The sequence below is a fragment of the Micromonospora zamorensis genome (assembly GCF_900090275.1).
Classification (GTDB): domain Bacteria; phylum Actinomycetota; class Actinomycetes; order Mycobacteriales; family Micromonosporaceae; genus Micromonospora; species Micromonospora zamorensis.
This window is the reverse complement of the sequence record NZ_LT607755.1, coordinates 2556114-2575384: the sequence shown is the minus strand read 5'-3', so window position 1 is coordinate 2575384 and position 19271 is coordinate 2556114. Positions and strand designations below refer to the sequence as shown.

20 protein-coding genes are annotated in these 19271 nt (G+C 73.3%); 9 read left to right on the top strand and 11 right to left on the bottom strand.

What is annotated here, in order from left to right:
- Positions 1–115: 115 nt before the first annotated feature.
- The 3 genes from GA0070619_RS11010 to GA0070619_RS11000 are packed head-to-tail and all read left to right on the top strand — an operon-like array spanning position 116 to position 2887.
- Positions 116–1330 carry a D-arabinono-1,4-lactone oxidase gene (locus GA0070619_RS11010; protein WP_088947967.1) on the top strand — a complete coding sequence of 405 codons (1215 nt, stop codon included), beginning with the start codon at positions 116–118 and terminating at the stop codon, positions 1328–1330.
- Positions 1330–1704, top strand: coding sequence for a sensory rhodopsin transducer (locus GA0070619_RS11005; protein ID WP_172862025.1), 375 nt, complete (start codon positions 1330–1332; stop codon positions 1702–1704). The genes GA0070619_RS11010 and GA0070619_RS11005 overlap by 1 nt, the downstream gene beginning before the upstream one ends.
- Before the next feature lie 46 nt (positions 1705–1750).
- On the top strand, positions 1751–2887 hold the full coding sequence (locus GA0070619_RS11000) for an FUSC family protein (protein WP_088947965.1): 1137 nt from the start codon (positions 1751–1753) through the stop codon (positions 2885–2887).
- A 49-nt stretch (positions 2888–2936) separates the two neighbouring features.
- Here the strand turns inward: GA0070619_RS11000 and GA0070619_RS10995 are convergent, their stop codons facing one another.
- The 5 genes from GA0070619_RS10995 to GA0070619_RS10975 form a co-directional block, all read right to left on the bottom strand.
- Positions 2937–4187, bottom strand: a complete 1251-nt coding sequence (locus tag GA0070619_RS10995; protein ID WP_088947964.1) for a bifunctional glycosyltransferase family 2/GtrA family protein — start codon at positions 4185–4187, stop codon at positions 2937–2939.
- The gene (locus GA0070619_RS10990; RefSeq protein ID WP_088947963.1) at positions 4184–6331 is read right to left on the bottom strand and encodes a glycosyltransferase family 39 protein; all 2148 of its coding nucleotides are present in this window, start codon (positions 6329–6331) and stop codon (positions 4184–4186) included. Before GA0070619_RS10990 ends, GA0070619_RS10995 begins: the two co-directional genes overlap by 4 nt.
- A 44-nt stretch (positions 6332–6375) precedes the next feature.
- Positions 6376–7881, bottom strand: coding sequence for a sensor histidine kinase (locus tag GA0070619_RS10985; RefSeq protein WP_088947962.1), 1506 nt, complete (start codon positions 7879–7881; stop codon positions 6376–6378).
- Entirely contained in the window at positions 7859–8599 is a 741-nt protein-coding gene (locus tag GA0070619_RS10980) for a response regulator transcription factor (protein ID WP_370453086.1), read from the bottom strand. The genes GA0070619_RS10985 and GA0070619_RS10980 overlap by 23 nt, the downstream gene beginning before the upstream one ends.
- Before the next feature lie 119 nt (positions 8600–8718).
- On the bottom strand, positions 8719–8949 hold the full coding sequence (locus GA0070619_RS10975; protein ID WP_088947960.1) for a hypothetical protein: 231 nt from the start codon (positions 8947–8949) through the stop codon (positions 8719–8721).
- Positions 8950–9148: 199 nt separating this feature from the next.
- Here GA0070619_RS10975 and GA0070619_RS10970 point away from each other — a divergent pair, with 199 nt between their 5' ends.
- The 3 genes from GA0070619_RS10970 to GA0070619_RS10960 all read left to right on the top strand — a co-directional run bounded on the left by GA0070619_RS10970 (position 9149) and on the right by GA0070619_RS10960 (position 11742).
- Positions 9149–10096 (top strand): serine/threonine-protein kinase, encoded by a 948-nt coding sequence (locus tag GA0070619_RS10970; RefSeq protein WP_088947959.1) that lies wholly within the window; start codon positions 9149–9151, stop codon positions 10094–10096.
- Positions 10097–10169: 73 nt separating this feature from the next.
- On the top strand, positions 10170–10595 hold the full coding sequence (locus tag GA0070619_RS10965; RefSeq protein WP_088947958.1) for an OsmC family protein: 426 nt from the start codon (positions 10170–10172) through the stop codon (positions 10593–10595).
- A 295-nt stretch (positions 10596–10890) separates the two neighbouring features.
- Positions 10891–11742, top strand: a complete 852-nt coding sequence (locus GA0070619_RS10960) for a hypothetical protein (RefSeq protein WP_172862024.1) — start codon at positions 10891–10893, stop codon at positions 11740–11742.
- A gap of 30 nt (positions 11743–11772) precedes the next feature.
- On the opposite strand, the gene GA0070619_RS10955 is transcribed toward GA0070619_RS10960, so the two are convergent.
- The 5 genes from GA0070619_RS10955 to GA0070619_RS10935 all read right to left on the bottom strand — a co-directional run bounded on the left by GA0070619_RS10955 (position 11773) and on the right by GA0070619_RS10935 (position 16177).
- Positions 11773–12294, bottom strand: coding sequence for an ATPase (locus GA0070619_RS10955; RefSeq protein ID WP_088947957.1), 522 nt, complete (start codon positions 12292–12294; stop codon positions 11773–11775).
- A 115-nt stretch (positions 12295–12409) separates the two neighbouring features.
- Positions 12410–12856: a response regulator gene (locus GA0070619_RS10950; RefSeq protein ID WP_088951715.1), complete on the bottom strand. Its 447-nt coding sequence runs from the start codon at positions 12854–12856 to the stop codon at positions 12410–12412.
- A 67-nt stretch (positions 12857–12923) separates the two neighbouring features.
- Positions 12924–13271 carry an STAS domain-containing protein gene (locus GA0070619_RS10945; RefSeq protein WP_088947956.1) on the bottom strand — a complete coding sequence of 116 codons (348 nt, stop codon included), beginning with the start codon at positions 13269–13271 and terminating at the stop codon, positions 12924–12926.
- Between the two features lie 105 nt (positions 13272–13376).
- Positions 13377–14414, bottom strand: a complete 1038-nt coding sequence (locus GA0070619_RS10940) for a cobalamin B12-binding domain-containing protein (RefSeq protein ID WP_088947955.1) — start codon at positions 14412–14414, stop codon at positions 13377–13379.
- Positions 14411–16177 (bottom strand): PP2C family protein-serine/threonine phosphatase, encoded by a 1767-nt coding sequence (locus GA0070619_RS10935; RefSeq protein ID WP_088947954.1) that lies wholly within the window; start codon positions 16175–16177, stop codon positions 14411–14413. Before GA0070619_RS10935 ends, GA0070619_RS10940 begins: the two co-directional genes overlap by 4 nt.
- A 221-nt stretch (positions 16178–16398) precedes the next feature.
- Here GA0070619_RS10935 and GA0070619_RS10930 point away from each other — a divergent pair, with 221 nt between their 5' ends.
- Entirely contained in the window at positions 16399–16728 is a 330-nt protein-coding gene (locus tag GA0070619_RS10930; RefSeq protein WP_088947953.1) for an STAS domain-containing protein, read from the top strand.
- A gap of 67 nt (positions 16729–16795) precedes the next feature.
- Here the strand turns inward: GA0070619_RS10930 and GA0070619_RS10925 are convergent, their stop codons facing one another.
- A complete protein-coding gene (locus tag GA0070619_RS10925) occupies positions 16796–17110 on the bottom strand; it encodes a hypothetical protein (RefSeq protein ID WP_088947952.1) in 315 nt (104 codons plus the stop codon).
- A gap of 200 nt (positions 17111–17310) precedes the next feature.
- Here GA0070619_RS10925 and GA0070619_RS10920 point away from each other — a divergent pair, with 200 nt between their 5' ends.
- Complete coding sequence (locus GA0070619_RS10920; RefSeq protein ID WP_088947951.1) at positions 17311–18288, top strand: DUF2267 domain-containing protein; 978 nt, start codon at positions 17311–17313, stop codon at positions 18286–18288.
- A gap of 115 nt (positions 18289–18403) precedes the next feature.
- Entirely contained in the window at positions 18404–19186 is a 783-nt protein-coding gene (locus tag GA0070619_RS10915; protein WP_088947950.1) for a spermidine synthase, read from the top strand.
- Positions 19187–19271: the final 85 nt, after the last annotated feature.

Sequence of the window (19271 nt, the reverse complement as noted above, 5' to 3'; positions counted from 1 at the left end):
CGCCCCAGGCGTGCAGGGCGTCGCGGTCCCCCGCACCAGGCACTCGATCAACGCGAGATGGGTGAAGGCCTGCGGGTAGGGCGACTACCGGCCGCGCCGTCGGGTAACCCGCGCCATGCGGCGGTTCGTCAACTGGTCTGGCAGCCTCTCGTTCACGCCCGGGGAGTTCGCCGAGCCCGCCGACGAGGACACCGTCCGCGACCTGGTCGTGCGGGCACGGCAGGACGGTCGGACGATCCGCCCAGTGGGATCCGGCCACTCGTCGAGCCCCCTGACCCGCACCGACGACATCCTGCTCAGCGTGGACCGGCTCGCCGGTGTCATCACCGAGGACGCCGGTCGGGCGCGGGTGTGGGCGGGCACCAAGCTCAAGGCCCTCGGCGAGGGCCTGCACGACGCCGGTCTGGCCATGGACAACCTCGGCGACGTGGACTACCAGTCGATCGCCGGGGCGACCGCCACCGGTACGCACGGCACCGGACTCGGCTTCGGCAACCTGTCCACGCAGGTGGCCGGCGTCCGCCTGGTCACCGGCACGGGTGACGTCCTGGAGATCTCGGCCGACGAGAACGCAGACCTGCTGCCCGCGGCGCGGCTGTCGCTAGGCGCGCTCGGGGTGGTCACCCAGGTCACCCTGGACGTGCAACCCCGGTACGAGTTGCACCGGCGGTGCTGGTGCGCGCACCTCGACTGGACCCTCGACCACCTCGCCGAGTTGCAGCACACCAACCGCAACATGGACTTCTACTGGTATCCGCGCAACGACCAGACCCAGATCCGCACCCTGAACCGTGCCGATGGGACATCCGACGAGCGCGGGTGGGACATGCCGCGGGTGCCGGACTCCGAACCGTTCGGTGCGCCCCGCGACGTCCGGTCCGGCCCGATCCACCGCACCATCCCCCAGGAACGGGACCTGCGGTTCGAGGAGATCGAGTACATGCTGCCGTCGGAGGCGTTCCCCGCCTGCTTCGCCGAGGTCCGACGGCGCATCATGCAACGGCATCGCACCGTCGCCGGGTGGCGGGTGCTGGTGCGCAGCATCGCCGCCGACGACATCTGGTTGAGCAACGCGTACGGCCGGCCGACCACGACCATCGCCTGCCTACAGAACACGTCCCTGCCGTACGAGGACTACTTCCGGGACATGGAGGCGGTGTTCCGCCAGTACGGCGGTCGACCGCACTGGGGCAAGAAGCACTGGCTGACAGCGCGTGACCTGCGGCCCCTCTATCCCCGCTGGGACGACTTCCAGGCGGCACGCCAGCGGCTCGACCCGGACGGCGTGTTCCGCAGCCCCGACCTCGCCCGACTGCTGGAGGAGACCTGATGCCCGACGTCGGCGCCCGCCTTTGGGTCGTGCCGGGCGGGCACATCCCGTTCCCCAGCAACGGACCCGAACCGGCGTTCACCAGCTTCGACCAGATCTGCGTCCTCAACACCACCGACACCCGCGCCGACATCGACCTGCGCATCTATTACGAGGACGCCGAGCCGGTCGGCCCCTACACCCTGACCGTCGACGCCCGGCGGGTACGCCACGTCCGGCTCAACGACCTGATCGACCCCGAGGCCGTGCGACTGGACCGACCGTACGGCTGCCTGCTGCGCTCGTCGGTGCCGGTGGTGGTGCAGTTCCTGCGCCAGGACACCCGGTTGCCCGGGGTGGTGACGCTGGCCGCGACCATGGCCCACCCGGCCTGACCGCGCGGACAGGTTCGGTCGCCGGTCGCACCGGGTAACCGCGACCATGAACGCGACGGCCGGGGCTCCCGGCGAGCGAGTGGGGCCGGGCAGCCTGCGTTCCCGGGTCTCCGCTGCCCGTCGGGCCGGCTACCGCCGGTTGCAGACGTACCTGATCGTGGGGTTCCAGGCTGGTCTGGCCGCCGCGCTGTCCTGGCTGGTGGCCCGCGAGGTCCTCGGCAACACGGAGCCGACGTTCGCGCCCGCGGCAGCCGTCGGTGTGATCGCGGCGTCCCTCGGCAGTCGTGCCCGTCGCACATTGGAGCTGGTCGCCGGGGTGGTGCTCGGCATCGGGGCGGGTGACCTGCTGATCCGCCTGTTCGGCACCGGGCCGTGGCAGACCGGGGTGATCGTCTTCCTGGCGATCACGCTGGCGTTGCTGGTGCGCGGCACCGGAGCATTGGTGACCCAGGCCGGCGGTACGGCGGTGCTCATCGCCACCCTCACCCCGACCGCGCCGGACCTGGAGCTACCCCGAACGCTCAACGCGCTGGTCGGCGGAGCGGTGGGACTGTTCGTGGTGCTCGTGCTCCTGCCGATCAACCCGCTGCGGACCGTACGCCGCGCCGCGGACCCCGCCCTGGACCTCTTCGCCCGGGAGATGACCGCCTCCGCGGAGGCACTCGCGGATGGGGACATCGGGCGGGCGAAGGAGGTGCTGTCCCGGATGCGCGCCGCCGAACCCGAGCTGGACCGGCTCAGCGAGGTGGTGACCGCCGCCGACGAGGTCGTCCGGCTATCCCCGGTGCGGTGGCGCCGACGGAGGGCACTCCGCGCGTACCGCGGCGGGGTGGAGCACATGGAGCGGGCCTTCCGCAACAGCCGCGGTCTGGTCCGCCGGATCGTCACCACACTGCATGACGAGGAACCGGTGCCGGCCGACCTGCCGGCCGCGGTGGAGCACCTGGGAGAGGCCGTTCGGTTGCTGCATCGGGAGTTCCTCGCCACGCGGGAGCCGGTGCAGGCCCGCGAACGGGCGCTGCACGCGGTCCGCGAGGCGGGCGCGGCGTGCCGACAGGGACTCGGCTTCTCCGGCACGATCGTCGTCTCCCAGCTGCGTACCGCCGTCAACGATCTGCTCCGGGCCACCGGCGTGCCCCGCGACGAGGCACGCCGGTTGGTGCGCCGGGCCGCCGCAGGCTGAGGCCGCCTGACCTGTGCGGCGGGCCCAGCCGGCGGCGGCGCTGACCTCCTCAGCCGCGCCGGTGGTGCATGCCGAGGCGCAGCAGAACGAAACGCAGCACAGTGGCGGCCAGGTTCGCGGCCACCAGCACGGCCAGCTCCACCGGCCGGGCGGGAGCGGCGTGCGCCGCGTGCAGCACGGCCAGCGACCCGCTGGTCAACGCGAGGCCCAGGCCGAAGGCGAGCAGCCCCTGCAGGTGGTGCCGGCCGGCGTGCCGCCGACCGCTGATGCCGAACGTCAACCGCCGGTTCGCGGCCGTGTTGGCCACCGCGGTCACCAGCAACGCCAGCAGGTTCGCCGGCTGCGCGCCGAGCGCGCCCCGGGTGGCCACGAAGAGCACCAGGTACGCGAGGGTGCTGGCCACCCCCACCGCCGCGAACCGGACCAGTTGCCGTGGCAACCCGACCGGCACCTGCCTCAGCGGCGCTCGGTCGAGCTGCTCCGGCCGCGCGGTTAGCGGCGCCCGCCCGAGTTGTGCGCGCAGGTCGGTGAGCGGCAGCGCGCCGGTCAGCAGCGCCCGGCCCAGCCGACCCATCCCGCGCAGGTCGGCCAGGGCCGTGGCGACGATGTCGACCCGGCTGTCCGGGTCGTCGACCCAGTCCACCGGCACCTCGTGGATGCGCAGCCCGGCCCGCTGGGCGAGCACCAGCAGCTCGGTGTCGAAGAACCAGCCGGTGTCGCGCACCAACGGCAGCAGCTCGACGGCCACGTCGGCGCGGATCGCCTTGAACCCGCACTGCGCGTCGGAGAACCGCGCGGCCAACGCGCCGCGCAGCAGCAGATTGTAGGCCCGGGAGATCACCTCCCGCTTCGCCCCGCGCACCACCCGGGAGGTACGCGCCAGCCGGGTGCCGATGGCCAGGTCGGAGTGCCCGGAGATGAGCGGCGCGACCAGCGGCAGCAGCGCCGCCAGGTCGGTGGACAGGTCCACGTCCATGTACGCCAGCACCGGCGCGGACGAGGCGGACCAGGCCGCCGACAGCGCCCTCCCCCGCCCCTTGGCGTCCAGGTGCAGCACCTCGACACCGGGCAGCTCGCCGGCGAGGCCGTGGGCCACCGTCAGGGTGTCGTCGACGCTGGCGTTGTCGGCGATGGTGATCCGGAACGGGTACGGGAAGTGCTCGCTCAGGTGCGAGTGCAGCCGCCGTACGCACGACCCGAGGTCGGTCTCCTCGTTGTAGACCGGGATCACCACGTCCAGCACCGCACCGGCGGCGGGTCGGGCCTGGACGGCGGCCCGGGGGCCGCTGAGCGCGGTCACGACGCGTCCCGGCCGGTGCTCAGGTCGTAGACGGTGACACCGTCGACGGTCTGCGCGGTGAAGTTCTCCGTGACCCAGGCGGCGATCTCCTGGGAGGCGGAGCTGCCGCCGTTGGCCCGGAAGCCGCCACCACCGATGAAGTAGTGGATCTTGCCGTCGGCGACGTGACGCTGGAACTGCGCGAGGGTCGGTGACGGGTCACTGCCGTTGAACCCGCCGATCGGCATCACCGGGTCACCGGTGGCGAGCTGGTAGCCGGAGGCGTTGTTGGAGCCGACGGTGGCCGCGACCCAGGTGTAGTCGGCGCTGTCGCGCTCCAGCAGCTCACGCAGGGCGGCACTGGGCTCGCGGGCGTCGAGCAGCCCGCCCATTCCCCCACCGCCGGGGCGTCCCTGCCCACCGGGTACCTGTCGACCACCACCAGGGGACGTGGGCGTCTGACCGCCGTCACGGCCCCCACCCGGGAACTGGCCGCCGCCGTTCTGCGCGCCACCCGGGAACTGGCCGCCGTTCGGCAGTCCCATGCCGCCGGGTGGTCGCCCTCCGGGGAAGCCGCCGCGCCCGAACCCGCCCGCCACGGACGGGCCGGCGCTGGGAATCGACCCGGTGTGCGGGGTCGCCGCGGTCTGGACCGCGTACGCCACCGGGCCCGCGAGGGCCGCCGCCGCGCCGAGGCCCAGGACGACCGGCACCAACCGGCGGGGAAGCCGGGTGACCAGCAGGATCAGCGCCGCGCCGAGCAGACCGGCGACCAGCACGGTGGTGCGCAGCCACGGGTACCAGTCGGGGCTGCGCCCGAGCAGCACCCACGCCCACCAGACGGTGACCGCGAGGGTGCCGGCGAGGGTCGCCGTGGCCGCGAGGGGACGCCACCGCTGCCAGCGCGAGCCGGCTGGCGCGTCGTCACCCGGTGCGGGCTGTGGGTGGCGCTGCCGCCAGAGCACTGTCACGCCGATGCCGACCAGCGCGCCGATCGCCGGGGCGAGCGCCACCGTGTAGTAGGCGTGGAAGATCCCGGACATGAAGCTGAAGATCAGGCCGGTGACCAGCAGCCAGCCGCCCCACAGCAGCAGCCCGGCCCGGGTGCGGTCGGTGCGGGCCGCGCGACCGGCCACCAGCAGGCCGGCCACCAGCAGGATCAGCGCGGCCGGTAGCAGCCAGGAGATCTGACCGCCGATCTCGCCGCCGAACATCCGCAGCACGCCGGTCTGACCGGAGAACGGGCCACCGCCGCCTCCCGGCCGCCCGCCACCGCCGCCGACGCTGCCCACCTCGTCGCCGGTGATCCGGCCAAGGCCGTTGTAGCCGAGGGTGAGTTCCAGGACGCTGTTGCCCTGCGACCCGCCGATGTACGGGCGGGCGCTGGCCGGGACCAGCTCGACGAGCGCCACCCACCAGCCGGCGGAGACCAGCACCGCCAGGCCCGCCAGCAGCAGTTGCCGGACCCGCCGCCACAGCCCGGTCGGCGCGGCCAGCAGGTACACCCCGGCGAAGACCGGCACCACCAGGAACGCCTGGAGCATCTTGGTGAGGAAGCCGAAGCCGACCAGCACGCCGACCATCACGATCCACCGGGTGCTGGCCGTCTCCAGGGCGCGCACTGTGGCGTACGCCCCGGCGACCAGCAGCAGGACCAGCAGCGCGTCGGGGTTGTTGAACCGGAACATCAGCGTCGCCACGGGGGTGACCGCGAGGACCGCTCCGGCGATCAGAGCGGCGCCCGGCCCGTACCAGCGCTTCACTGTCGCGTACAGCACGCCCACCGAGGCGACCCCGCAGAGCGCCTGTGGGACGAGCATCGCCCAGCTGTTCAGCCCGAAGATCCGCACGGACAGCGCCATCAGCCACAGCGACGCGGGTGTCTTGTCGACGGTGATGGAGTTGGCGGCGTCCGACGAGCCGTAGAGGAACGCCTTCCAGCTCACCGACCCGGCCTGCACGGCCGCCGCGTAGAACGAGTTGGCCCAGCCGGAGGCGCCCAGGCCCCACAGGTAGAGCAGGCCGGTGGCGAGCAGCAGGACCACCAGCGCGGGCGTGGCCCAGGCCGGGGATCGGCGCGTCGGCGGCGGCTGCTCCACGGGGCGCGTGGCCGTCGGCGGCTCGGGTGCGGCGGGTGCCGTCGGCAGGGTCTCGGTTCTGTCCATGCGGCCAGCCTCGACGGCCGGGCTGGCGCGACGCCGTGCGCCGACTATGCGTCAGCTGTGGGATTCGGCAACCGGACGGTGAACACGGTCCGCCCCGGGTGGCTGTCCACGTCGACAGTGCCGTGGTGGGCCTCCACGACGGCCGCCACGATCGCCAGACCGAGGCCGGTGCTGCCGTGCGCCCGGGACCGGGAGCTGTCGCCGCGAGCGAACCGCTCGAACATCTCCGGTTGCAACTCCGCCGGTATCCCGGGCCCGTCGTCGGCGACGGTGAGCACGGCGCTGCCCGCGTCGACGGCCAGTGTGGTGGTGACGGTGCTGCCGGGTGGGGTGTGCACCCGGGCGTTGGCCAGCAGGTTCGCCACCACCTGGTGCAGCCGGGCGGCGTCACCGGGAACCCGGATGGCGACCTCGGGCAGGCCGAGCTGCCAGTGGTGTTCGGGGCCGGCGACGTGCGCGTCGCTGACCGCGTCCACCACCAGGGCGGTCAGGTCGACCGGGTCGACCGCGAGCGGTCGGCCGGTGTCGAGGCGGGCCAGCAGCAGCAGGTCGTCGACGAGGCTGGTCATCCGGGTGCTCTCCGACTCCACCCGGCGCAACGCGTGCGCCACGTCGGGAGGAACCTCGCCGCGGCCACGCCGGGCCACCTCGGCGTAGCCACGGATCGCGGCCAGGGGTGTGCGCAACTCGTGGCTGGCGTCGGCGACGAACTGGCGTACCCGCGTCTCGCTGGCCTGCCGGGCGGAGAGCGCGTCGGCGACGTGGCCCAGCATCCGGTTCAGCGCCGCGCCGACCTGACCGACCTCGGTGCGCGGGTCGGTGTCCGCGGCCGGGACGCGAACGGCGAGGGCCACCTCACCGCGGTCCAGGGGCAGCTCGGTGACCCGGGTGGCGGTGGCGGCGACCCGGTTGAGCGGGCGCAGCGTGGCCCGGACGATCAGCGCGCCGGCCGCCCCGGCGATGACCAGCCCGATGGCCGCCACCGCGGCCTGCGCGGTGACCATCCGCCAGACGATCTCCTGGACGCCGGAGAGGGGGATCGCGACGACGCGGACCCTGCCGTCCCAGTACTGCCGCCCGACCGCCCGGTAGTCGCCGCGGGCGCCGAGGTCGACGGTGCGTGGTTCGGTGCCGACCGGCACGTCGGCCAGGGTGGCGACCTCGTCGACCGGAACGGACTGCTCGTCGGGGAACGGGTCGTCACTGGACGGGCTGTTGGTCAGGGTCCGCGCGCTGGTCACCCGGCCGCCGGTGACCTCGGCGACCACAGTGCCGGACGGCAAGCCGGGCGGGATGGCCGGCCCGGTGCCCGGAAACGCCGGCCGCCCCGGACGGTCACCCCGCATGACCGTCGCGGGGGCCAGTTGGGCGTCGAGCCGCTCGATCAGGAAGTGCCGCAGCGCCACTGTGGTGAGCCCACCGATGGCGACGCTGACCACCGCCAGCAGCGCGAGAAGGGCAAACACCAGTCGGGTACGCAGGGAGCGGCCGGCCAGCCAGCGGCGGGCGGCGCGCAGCGGGCGGCGTCTACTCGGCGGGTTTGAGGACATAGCCCGCGCCGCGCAGGGTGTGGATCATCGGTGCACGGCCGGCGTCGATCTTCTTGCGGAGGTACGAGATGTACAGCTCCACCACGTTGGCCTGGCCGCCGAAGTCGTAGTTCCACACCCGGTCGAGGATCTGCGCCTTGCTGAGCACCCGGCGGGGGTTGCGCATCAGATAGCGCAGCAGCTCGAACTCCGTCGCGGTGAGGGTGATCAGTTGACCGTCCCGGCGCACCTCGTGGCTGTCCTCGTCGAGGCTGAGGTCGCCGACGGTGAGAACGGCGTCCTCGCGGGTGGCGACCGCGAAGCCGGAGCGGCGCAGCAGTGCACGAAGCCGGGCGATCACCTCCTCCAGGCTGAACGGCTTGGTGACGTAGTCGTCGCCGCCGACGGTCAACCCGGCGATGCGTTCCTCCACCGCGTCGCGGGCGGTCAGGAAGAGCACCGGCACTGTGGGGGCGTGCTCGCGCAGCCGGCGCAGCACCTGGAAGCCGTCCAGGTCGGGCAGCATCACGTCGAGCACCACGGCGTCCGGCTGGAACTGCCGGGCGGCGCTCAACGCCGCCATGCCGTTGCCGGCGCTGCGGACCTGCCAGCCCTCGTAGCGCAGCGCCATCGACAGCAGGTCGGTGAGGGTGGGTTCGTCGTCGACCACCAGCACCCGGACGGGTTCACCGTCGGGGCGGCGCAGCTCGATCCGGCTCGGCGCGCCCTGCCCGTTCATGACCATGTCCGCCATCGTGGCCGCGACGCCTGTGCCGCGCCCCTGCGGAGGCTGTGCCCCAGCTGTGCGGCCGGGCCGACGGGACGCCGGCGTCGCCACCGGTCAGCCCCGCCTCGTGGTCACTCGGACACCCCGTACGCGTCGGTGCGCACGAAGCGCATGCTCCAGCCACCCGCGTCGTCGGGCCGGTCGCGTTCGTAGAGGTGGTCGGGACCGGGCTGGACCGGACCGGTGCCGTCCGGGTGCCGCATGATCCAACGTGGTGGTGGGGCGCCGTCCGACCCGGCCGGCAGCAACCGGACCAGACCGTCCGCGGGCCCGCCGACGAAGCGTACGGTGACCTCGCTCATCGCAGCGCCCTCTCGGGTGACCGTGCCGGCACAATCGGTGACACCGGCTCTGGCTCGCAAGCTACCGCACCCACCGCCGTCGGCGCAGCGCGCTGCGCGCGGGGGTCGCCCGGAATGCCGCTGCGGTTTGCCCAGCTCGGAGCCCGGGTACCGCGTCCGGTGCACCCGTCGTCGGCGGGGCGGGGACGAGGAGTGATCGATGCGCACGCTGGACGGGCGGTATCAGCTCGAGGAGCGCATCGGCGTGGGTGGGATGTCCGAGGTGTGGCGGGCACACGACCAGGTGCTCGACCGGTCGGTCGCGGTGAAGCTCATCCTGCCCGGCCCGGGCGACCAGGACGGCCCGGTGGAACGGATCCGCGCGGAGGCCCGGTCGGCCGCCCGCCTGGTGCACCCGAACGTGGCGAGCGTGCACGACTTCGGCACCTCGTCGACCTGGCCCGGCCGGCCGGTGCCCTACATCGTGATGGAGCTGGCCGAGGGTGAGACGCTCGCCGCGCACCTGCGGGCCGGGCCGCTGGACTGGCGGATCTCGGTGCGGGTCTGCGCGGAGGTCGCCGCAGCGCTGGCCGCCGCGCACGCGGAGGGCATCGTGCACCGCGACGTCAAACCGGCCAACGTCATGCTCACCCCGGCGGGGGTGAAGGTGCTCGACTTCGGCATCGCCATCCCGGCCGGCGCACCGGACCCGCTGCCGACCGGAGTCGTGCTGGGCACCCCGGCGTACCTGGCGCCCGAGCAGCTGGACGGGGAGCCGGCCACCCCGGCAGCCGACATGTACGCCCTCGGAGTGCTGCTCTACTACAGCCTCACCGCCCGCCTGCCGTACGACGCGGTCACCGCCAGCGAACTGCTCGGCGTACGCCGACGTCAGCCACCGGAGCCGCTGCCCGAGATCGACGGGCTCCCGCCGGAGGTGGTGGAGTTGTGCCACTCCTGCCTTGCCGACGAGCCCGGGCAGCGTCCCACCAGCCTGGTCGCGGCGCTGCTGCTGGCCGAGGCGGTGGACGCCCGGGTGTACGTGCCGATGATGACCCCGACGGCCCGCCACGCGGCTCCGACCTCACCGTGGACCGAACGGGCCGCAGCGGAGCCCACCGAGGCGGTGGCGGTGTTCGACGAGTCCTACCGCAGCGCCGGGCGCTGATGCCGGTAGGGCCTCCGGCGTTTCGCCGGGAGGTGGCCGGGTAGCCGAGCCGGTGAGCGACGGGAGAAACGCGATGCCGGAAAAGAGTTCCTGGCTGCGTGAGGCCACAGCGACCGCCGAGGGCGGTCACGTACGCACCGACGATGGCGGGCTCTCCACCGCGCTGGCTTCGCCGCTGGCGCCGCACTGCACCGGGTTGACCCCGGAACAGTTGCTGGCCGCGGCCTTCGCCTCCTGCCTGCACCACGCGGCCGTGGAGGTGGCCGGGGAGATCACCGACGAGGCGCACACCGTCCAGGTCCGGGCGGAGGCGAAGCTGGGGCGCGACGACGACGGCCGGTACCGGGCCGACGTGCACGCGGAGATCTCGTCCGCCGGCCTGAGTCGGGATCAACTGGCCGACCTTGTCGAGTACGCCGACCGGCTCTGGCCGTTCTCCAGCGGCGACACCAGCAGGCACCGGCTGACCGTCACGCCGGCGGAGAACGGTCGACACTGAGATCCGGGTGACGACGGCTCCCGATGGGCAGGCGGGCGAGGCGCTGCGGACCGTTCGAGGGAACTGGCACCGACCGTTCGGCTGAGCCTGTCGCGCGGTCTCATGCGGGACGCCAATCGCGGTGGCGTGGTCGCATTAGCCCAGCAAATCGGTAATACCCGTCTGGCCCGATCCACGAGGTTGATCGCTCTTGCTGCACCTTCGCCCCCGGAAATCCCCAAGATCGGGACAAACTGTGGCGCAGGCCACTGTACGGGCAGGCGATATCGAGCAATTGGGTCTTTAGCCTCGTCAGGTGCATCCCGACGACCCCTCCGACCAGAAGCTGACCGACGCGCGCCCGACCACCCAACCGGGCGACGCCGCATCAACCGAACGGACGATCGGCCGTCACCGCGTCCCCGAACCGCCCCGGCGCACCCTGCTGGGCTCGACCCCGGTGCGGGTGGCCCTGGCCACCGGTGTCACCTGCTGTCTCGGCCTCGTCGCGGTGGCCACCGCCCGGGGCAGCGACGACGCGCCCCGCACTGTGGAGCCGCTCGCCGAGGCCGTGGCCGACCGTGCCGCCATCGCCGACGAGCGCGCCTCCCGGTCGCTGGACCGCGACCTCGCCCCCGCGCGGGTCCTGCCCAGCCCGACGGCGGCGTCGCCCACCCCGCGCCCCACCGTCGTCCGCAAGGCGCCCAAGAAGCCGGTCAAGCCCCGCCGACCCCGACCGGTCGCCGGCCTCGACCAGGCACAGATGGACAACGCGAAGATCATCGTGGACGTCGGCCTGGACATGAAGATGCCGCGCCGCGCCCTGGTGGTGGCACTGGCCACCGCGATGCAGGAGAGCAACCTCTACAACCTGGCCAGCGACGTCCTGCCGGAGTCGGCGAACTACCCGAACCAGGGCAGTGGCTCCGACCACGACTCGGTCGGGCTGTTCCAGCAGCGACCCAGCAGCGGCTGGGGCACGGTGGCCGAGCTGATGCGCCCGTCGTACGCCGCACGGGCCTTCTACACCGCGCTCAACGAGATCCCCGGCTGGCAGGACATGAGCATCACCTACGCCGCCCAGTCCGTGCAGATCTCCGCCTACCCCGACGCGTACGCGCAGCACGAGGACCGGGCGACCACCGTCGTGGCGGCGCTCACCGCCTGAGCCGGGCACCCACGCAACGGCCTTCCGGCGTCAGCGACGGCCAGGCGGCTGCTCCGCGCCCGCGTCCTGCCCGCCGACTCCCACCCGACTTCCCGGCACGCCGGCAGCCGCGGTCGGGGTGTCGGCGGGCACCTGGTCCTCCGTCACCTGGCTGAGGATCTCGTCCACCCGAGCCTCACGTCGCCGGCGGACGTACAGCGCCGCCTCGAAGTCCCGTCGGGCCTGCACGGCGTCCGCGTACGCCCGCTCCCGCACCTGCCGTGCCTCCTCGCGGGCCTCGGCCAGCTCGGCACGGGCCTGGGCCCGAAGGTCGGCTGCCTCACGCCGGGTGCCGTCACCGGCGTGCCGGCCGGCGGAGGTGTCACCGAGGTCAAGCCTCTGCAGGAGCCCGCTGAGCCAGGTGGCCTCCTCGCGGATCTCGTCCCACTCCCGGGTCGCTCCGGCGGCACCCTGCGCCCGCGCCGCCAGCCGGGACAACCGGATCCCCAGTTCGTCCAGGCAGGAATCCACCTGCCGCTGGTCGTAGCCGGTCTCAACGACGGAGAACCTCATACTGTCGCCCCCCAGGCAGCTGCTGTTACTTCCCCACCTGGATCCTCGGCCCAGAGGGCGACGGCCGAGGGGGTTCGGGAAAAATGTTCAGCATGCGTGCGCGGCGGGGCCCGCGTCAGACGCGCTTGGGCAGCACCACAACCCGGCCGAAGAACTCGTCGATGCGGCGGACCACGTCGTTGAAGTCGTCCAGGTCGATCGGCTTGGTGACGTACGCGTTGGCCTGCAGCGTGTAGCTGCCGACGATGTCGGTGTCGGCGTTGGAGGTCGTCAGCACGACGATCGGGATGGTCCGCAGATCCTCGTCCTGCTTCACCGCGCCCAGCACCTGCCGACCGTCCATCCGCGGCATGTTCAGGTCGAGCAGGATCACGTCCGGGCGGCGGGCGTGCTCGTGCCGGCCCTCGGCGCGGAGAAACTCCATCGCCTCCTCGCCGTCGCTGACCACGTCGATGACCTTGTCGACGTCGGAATCCGCCAACGCCTCCTCGATCATCAGCACGTCGCCCGGGTCGTCGTCGACCACCAGGATGCGTACCGGCTGCGCGCTGTCTGCGCCCATCACTACCTGCTTCGGGTCGGCGGGACGGGACCGGACGGTCACCGCGCTGGCGGGGAAATGTAGCCCATCAGGAGGCACTGCGCGACGCGGGGTCGACCGCCTCCGGTTCGTACCGCAGCACGTCGGCCAGGCCGGTGACCCGCAGCACCCGCTCGACCCGGCCACTGGCGCCGGTGAGCCGCAGCCAACCGCCTTCGGCCGCCGCCCGGTTGTCGCCGCGGACGAACACGGCCATCCCGGTGGAGTCGCAGAACGTGAGGTCGGTGAGGTCGAGCAGCACCCGGGTCTCGCCAGCGGCGGAGAGCCGGTCGATCGCGGCACTCAGCTCGGGAGCGGTGCTCAGGTCCAGCTCGCCCGTGAGGCGCAGACAGGCAACACCGCCGTCGCGCTCGACGTGGCGGACGCTGAACGTCACCGTTCTCCCCCTCGCTCCACCCTGGGGTGGGACGTTTGCAGTGCGGCAAGTATACGCAGTGTCGGCTCGTCCGCCGACCGGCCCTGGTAGCCGGCGACGGGTCCGTCAGCGGTCGGCGGCGGGCAGCACGGCGCGCCCCAGGGCCAGCACACGCACCGCCCGGGGGAAGTCACGCAACGCGACGCCGTAGTGATCCAGAGGCTGGGCGACGGCGCCGGCGGGCACCCCACGGCTCAGCAGGATCTCCGACAGCCACTCCACGAACTCGGTGAACAACGAGGGGTCGTCGACGTAGACCGCCGCGGCCAGGAAATCCACTATGTGACCCAGGTCGCTCACCGTCGCGTCCAACTGGGTGGGGCTGTAGGCCCGTGTCGCCGGCACCCGCTCCCGCAGGTCGGCCAACGCGCTGTCGATCAGCTCGCCACGACGCCGCACCAGGCTCGCGTACTCGTCGTCGGCCAGGTGGGCCAGCCGCGCCGGCGGCACCCCGCGCAGCGCCCGCTCGTCGGCGATCAGCTCGGCCGCCGCGGGCGCGTTCGGCGCCCAGGCCACACCGAGCCGGCGCGCCCACCGACCGTCCGCACCGAACCCACGCCCACCGACCACCACCGGCACGTCGGAACGACGGCAGGCCTCGATCATCCGGTGGGCGTACGGCAACCGCATCGGCAACGCGCACGCCAACGCGACCGCGTCGGCGTCGTAGCGGTGCAGGTACGACACGAGGTGCGCAGCCGGGACACTGGCGCCCAGGAAGGTCACCTGCCAGCCACGCAACCGCAGCACCTCGGCCACCAGCCGGGGCGGCAGCGCGTGCCACTCGCCGTCCATGCAGGCGACCACCACCCGCCCGCCGGTCGGGCGCGGGTTGGCATGCGCGGCGACCGCCGCCACCACCTGCTCGCTGATGTGCGTGGCGGCGTGCTCCTGGGCGACGCTCCACTCGTTGCGCGCCCAGCGCTCGCCCACCTCGGACTGCGCGGGCGCGACCAGGTCGAGCAGCACCCGCTCCGCCGGCACGCCCGCATCGAGCAGGCCGATCGCCATGTCGATCGCTGCGTACTCGTCGGCGTCGGCCAGGCAGTCCAGATAGCCGGCGTACGCGTCGGTCGGATCGGCGGCCGTCGTGGCAGCGGTCACGCGTCGGTCTCCCTCTGTCGGTCGGCACCGGCCTGCGCGGGCACCGAGTGCAGGTGCCGCGACCCGCGACCACCCGGACCGGTCGCCCGCAGCGCCAGCACCGCGATGTCGTCGTGGTCCCCGTGCGCCAACCAGTCGCAGGTGACCTGCTCGACCCGCTCGGCCAGGGCCGGCGCGGGCATCCGTTGGCAGCCGGTCACGGCGGCGACCAGGCGTTCCGTGCCGAACTGCTCGTCGCCGCGGCGGCCACCCCGGGCCTCGGTCACCCCGTCGCTGTAGAGCAGGCAGGTCTCCCCCGGCGCGAGCCGTACGGTCACCTCACCGACGCGGGGGTCGGGCACCACACCGATCAGCATGCCGCTCAGCGGCACCGACTCCACCTCACCGGAGTTGCGCAGCACCAGCGGCGGCATGTGCCCACCGCCGGCCATGGTGAGGGTCAGGCCGCCGTCGCGCTGTGGGCGGGCCACGCCGAGCACCATCGTGGCGAAGCGGCCCTGGCCGTGCGCCTGGGTGGTTTCCAGCAGCGCGTCGTTGAGCAGCCGCAGCAACCGCCCGGGGTGCGACTCCAACCGGTGCAACGCCTGTAGGCACTGGCGTAACTGGCCGGTGAAGACGGCCGCCTCGACGCCCTTGCCCGACACGTCGCCGAGGAAGAACACCGAGCCCCCGTCGGCGAGCCGGTGCGAGCCGTAGAAGTCGCCGCCGATGCGCAGCCCCGCCTGGGCGGGCCGGTACGCGGTGCCCCACTGCACGCCCGCGGCCTCGGCCGGCTCGACCGGCAGCAGGCTGGCCTGGAGGGTGTCGGCCACCTCCGCCTGGTCGCGGTAGAGCAGGGCGGTGGTCAGGGCCGCGCCGGCACGGGCCGCGAACGCGCGAGCCAGCTCGACGTCGGCCTCGTCGTACCAGCGGGTGGAGCGGCGGGCCACCAGCAGCACGCCGACGGGCGCGTCGCGGCCGGGCAGCGGGACGACCCGGGCGGCGCTCTCGGTGCCGGCGAGCCCGGGCAGCCAGCCGGCGTCGACCGCCTGCTCGACCAGCCAGTCGACCGCGTGCGGCTCGGCCCCCGTCAGCCCGTCGGCGATGGCGGTCGGCAGGTCCCCGCCGGCCAGCACGCCGCTGTCGACCGTCGGGGCCTCGTCGTCGGAGCGCGAGGCCCGCCACCAGCGGGCGCGACCGCCACGGGGGGCGAGCACGAGCACGGCCACCTCGGCCAGGGTCGGCACGGCGAGGCGGACGACCGCGGCAGCGGCCCGGTCGGGGTGCAGTGGGTTGCCGAGCTTGTCACCGACCACGGCCAGGAACGCCGAGCGGGCCCGCTCGGCGAGCAGCGCGTCGGCGCGGCTGACGCTGTCGGTGACGTCCTCGACGTACCAGCAGCAGCGGGCACCGGAGAGGGGCACCTGGCGGGCGGTGAGCCGGCGCCCGTGATGGGTGAAGCCACCGGCGTCGCCGTCGCTCAGCCCGGGCACACCGGCCGCGCTGAGCAGCTCGCCGGGCGTCACCTCGGGCAGCAGTCGTTCGGCCACCGGACTGACGTGTCGTACGACGCCGTCGGCGTCGCAGACGACAAGGCCCTCCCGGAAGTGCTCGACGACCTCGGACCAGTCGGGGGCGGCCGGATCCCGGTCGGGGGCGAGCGGCGGCAGCGCGGCGGTGGATCGGGGCGTGACGTCGGCGGACCACGCCGGGGACCGTGTCGTACTCGGCGTGGGAAGCCGTCCGTCGCCCGGGTCCCAGTCCCTGACGTCGGTAGCAGTCACCAGCTGAGCCTCACTCCTTGTCGTCCACCCGAACCCGTGCCGGAACCGGCGTCCATGGTCAAAAGTCTTCCGACCACCCTACGCCGGTACGCGGAAACCGGCACCTCAGCGCCGTTGCCGAGCGTCGCCACCACGGCCTGAAGGGTGCCGGGCGGTCGATTTGGACGCGCGGATGTCGCCCCCGGCTTTGCGTTCTCCCGCAGGGCTGGGAACATGGTGGGATGTCCGATCAGCTGTTGACCATCGAGACGACCCGGCTCGACGCCGGGCACGTCCTCCTTCAGCTGATCGGAGAGCTCGACTACGACACCGCGCCCGAGTTGACCGCCGTGGCGGCCGACCTCAGTGGCGACGACGAGGTGCTGATCGACCTGACCCGCGTGAGTCTCTGCGACTCCTCCGGGCTCAGCGCGCTGCTGGTGGTGCAGCGGATCGCCCGGGCGATCCGGTTGACCGGGGTCAGCCCGCAGTTGCAGCGGATGCTCGACCGCACCGGCCTGACCGAGTTGCTGGCCGTCGAGCACGTCGGCGACCTGCGCGCCACCGGCTGATCTCCGGTCACCCCGGGACGGGGTGGCCCCCGACCCTGGGACCTGGGGTCGGGGGCCGGAGGAATGTCTAGGGTGCCGTCACCGGCTGGAGCCGGGGGCCGCTCTCGCGCAGTTCGCCGGTCGAGGGCGGTTCGACGTCCTCGGGCTGTCCCGAATCGGGCGTCTGGTACAGGTAGCGGACGAACTGCCCACCCGCCTCGTTGTCGTCCGCGCCGGGCCACTGGCCGATGCAGTCCATGCCGACCACCTCGCGGCCCGTCCCGTCGGCCTCCTCCAGCAGCGCCCACAGGCTCACCGGGTAACACCTGGTGAGTTCGGGCGTGAGTTGCCAGCGCGCGTACCAGCCCGGTCGAGCGGGGACGATCTCGACGATCTGCTTCATGACGACCTTCCTTCCGCGTACCTCGGAAGAACTCCGGTCCTGAGCTGATCGTGCGGGCCGAGCGGGTGAGCACCCCTCACCCCGCCCGGATGAAGCGTGGCGAAGGCCGGTCCGACCCGGCCGGCGGCCTCCGTTTCCTTCTCGGGGACGGCGGGAACGCGACCGGAGCAGCCACTGTCCCCAGCGGAAGGGATGCCAGCATGCGCAAGCAGATGGAAGGCGACAACCAGAGGCGCCGGGCACTGGCCCGGCAGGCCCGGGAACAGAATCGCCAGCCCAGTGAGATCGGCGCCAGCCTGAGCGCCACCAAGCAGCTCAAGAGCCTCGATTCGGGCAAGCGGGCCGGGCCACCGGCCGCCGGGCTGCACAAACCGGACAGCACGCGTGGCGGGCCGGCGCCGCCGCCACTCGGCACCGCCGACAACCCGAGGCCACAGCCGTCCCCGCCCAGCGGCGCGGCCGGCGTGAGCACCATGGGCTACCACGACCTCGTCGACGAGGTCCGACGTCGGGCCGGGGTCGACTTCAAGACGGCCAAGGTGGGCACCGAGGCGACAGTGCTGGTCCTCGCGTTCGCGCTGGAGGCGGCCGAGCGGCAGCGGCTGCTCGCGGCCGTGCCCGCGTCCCTGCACGACGTGCTGCCGGTCGACGGCATCGAGCGGCACCAGGACCTCCCGGGCTTCCTGGCCGAGGTGGGCCGGATCAGCGGCAACACCCCGGAGCAGGCCCGCTACCAGGCCGAGGCGACGATCGCCGCGCTCGCCGAACAGGACGGCGACCTGGTCGAGTCGTTGCACGTACCCGACGGTCTGCGTGACCTGCTGAACCCACCGGAGGCCGGTGGTGGCCTCGTGGGCGCCTCCACCACCACGCCCACCCTGGACGCGGACGAGATCAGTGCGGCACTGGACGACCTGCCGTACTGGGCCGGCGACAGCCAGGGCCTCTACCGGGTGGTCGCGCTGCCACCGGACAACCTGGACCGGGTGCTCGCCCGGCTCGACCGGCTGCGCCAGGACAACGGCCGCGGCCCGAGCATCGGACGCCCCGGCGGCACCGCCGCCGTGTTGACCGTACGGACCAGTCAGGCCGACGGGGTGACCGCGCTCGACGTGGACCTCGCCCACCAGATCGACGACGCGATCGACGAGGTGGGGGCCGGGATGGCCGGCGGCTGACCGGCAGTCCTGACCCGGGCGGGCCGGCGGACGGGGATCATCCCCGCTCCGCCGGCCCGTCGGCCGTGCCGGGCCACCGGCGTCGTGGACCCTGGGCTCGGCTAGCGTGCCGGTCATGAACCGCGCCGCCGACCGGCTGGAGCTGGTCGCCGACCCGGTCCGCCGGACCGGGCGGACACTGCTGTCCGCAGGGGTCGAGCAGTCGTACGTGGATGTCTCCGATCCCCTGCACCTGCACTTCGAGTACGTCCGACGGATCGCCTCGGCGGTGGAGGCGGCGGCCCCGGCCGGCGTCCCGTTGAGCGTTGTGCACCTGGGAGGCGGCGCGTTGACGCTGCCCCGATGGTTGGCCGCCACCCGGCCCGGCTCCCCGCAACGCGTCGTCGAGCGGGACCCCGCCGTGGTGGAGCTGGTCGCCCGGGAGTTGCCGCCGCTGCCGCCGCAGGTGCGGGTGGAGGTCGCCGACGCCCGGGACGCGCTCACCGCCGCCCCGGCCGGTTCCTACGACCTGGTGATCGCCGACATCTACCGGGCGGCCCAGATGCCCCGGCACGTGCGCACGGTCGAGTTCGCCGCCGAGGTGGCCCGCACCCTGCGCCCGGACGGGACGTACCTGGTCAACGTCACGGACCTGCCGCCACTGGTCGGCACCCGGGCGCAGGTGGCCACGTTGCGGGCGGTCTTCGCCGACGTGTGCATCCTCGGTGACCGGCGGATGCTACGCGGCCGGCGGTACGGAAACCTGGTGCTGGCCGCGACGTCGCGGCCCGGCGGCCTGCCGGTCGGGCGGCTGGCGGTGGCGGCCCTGCGTGACCCGGTGCCCGGCGGTCTGCTGCACGCCGCCGCGCTCGACACCTTCGTCGCCGGCGCCCACCCCGTCACCGACGACGACCGCTGAGCACCTACGCCCTGTCGGCTCGCGTCTGGACCAGAACACACCGTCGCGCCCGCAATGCCGGGTTTCCGACGACGAGCGCGGGGAA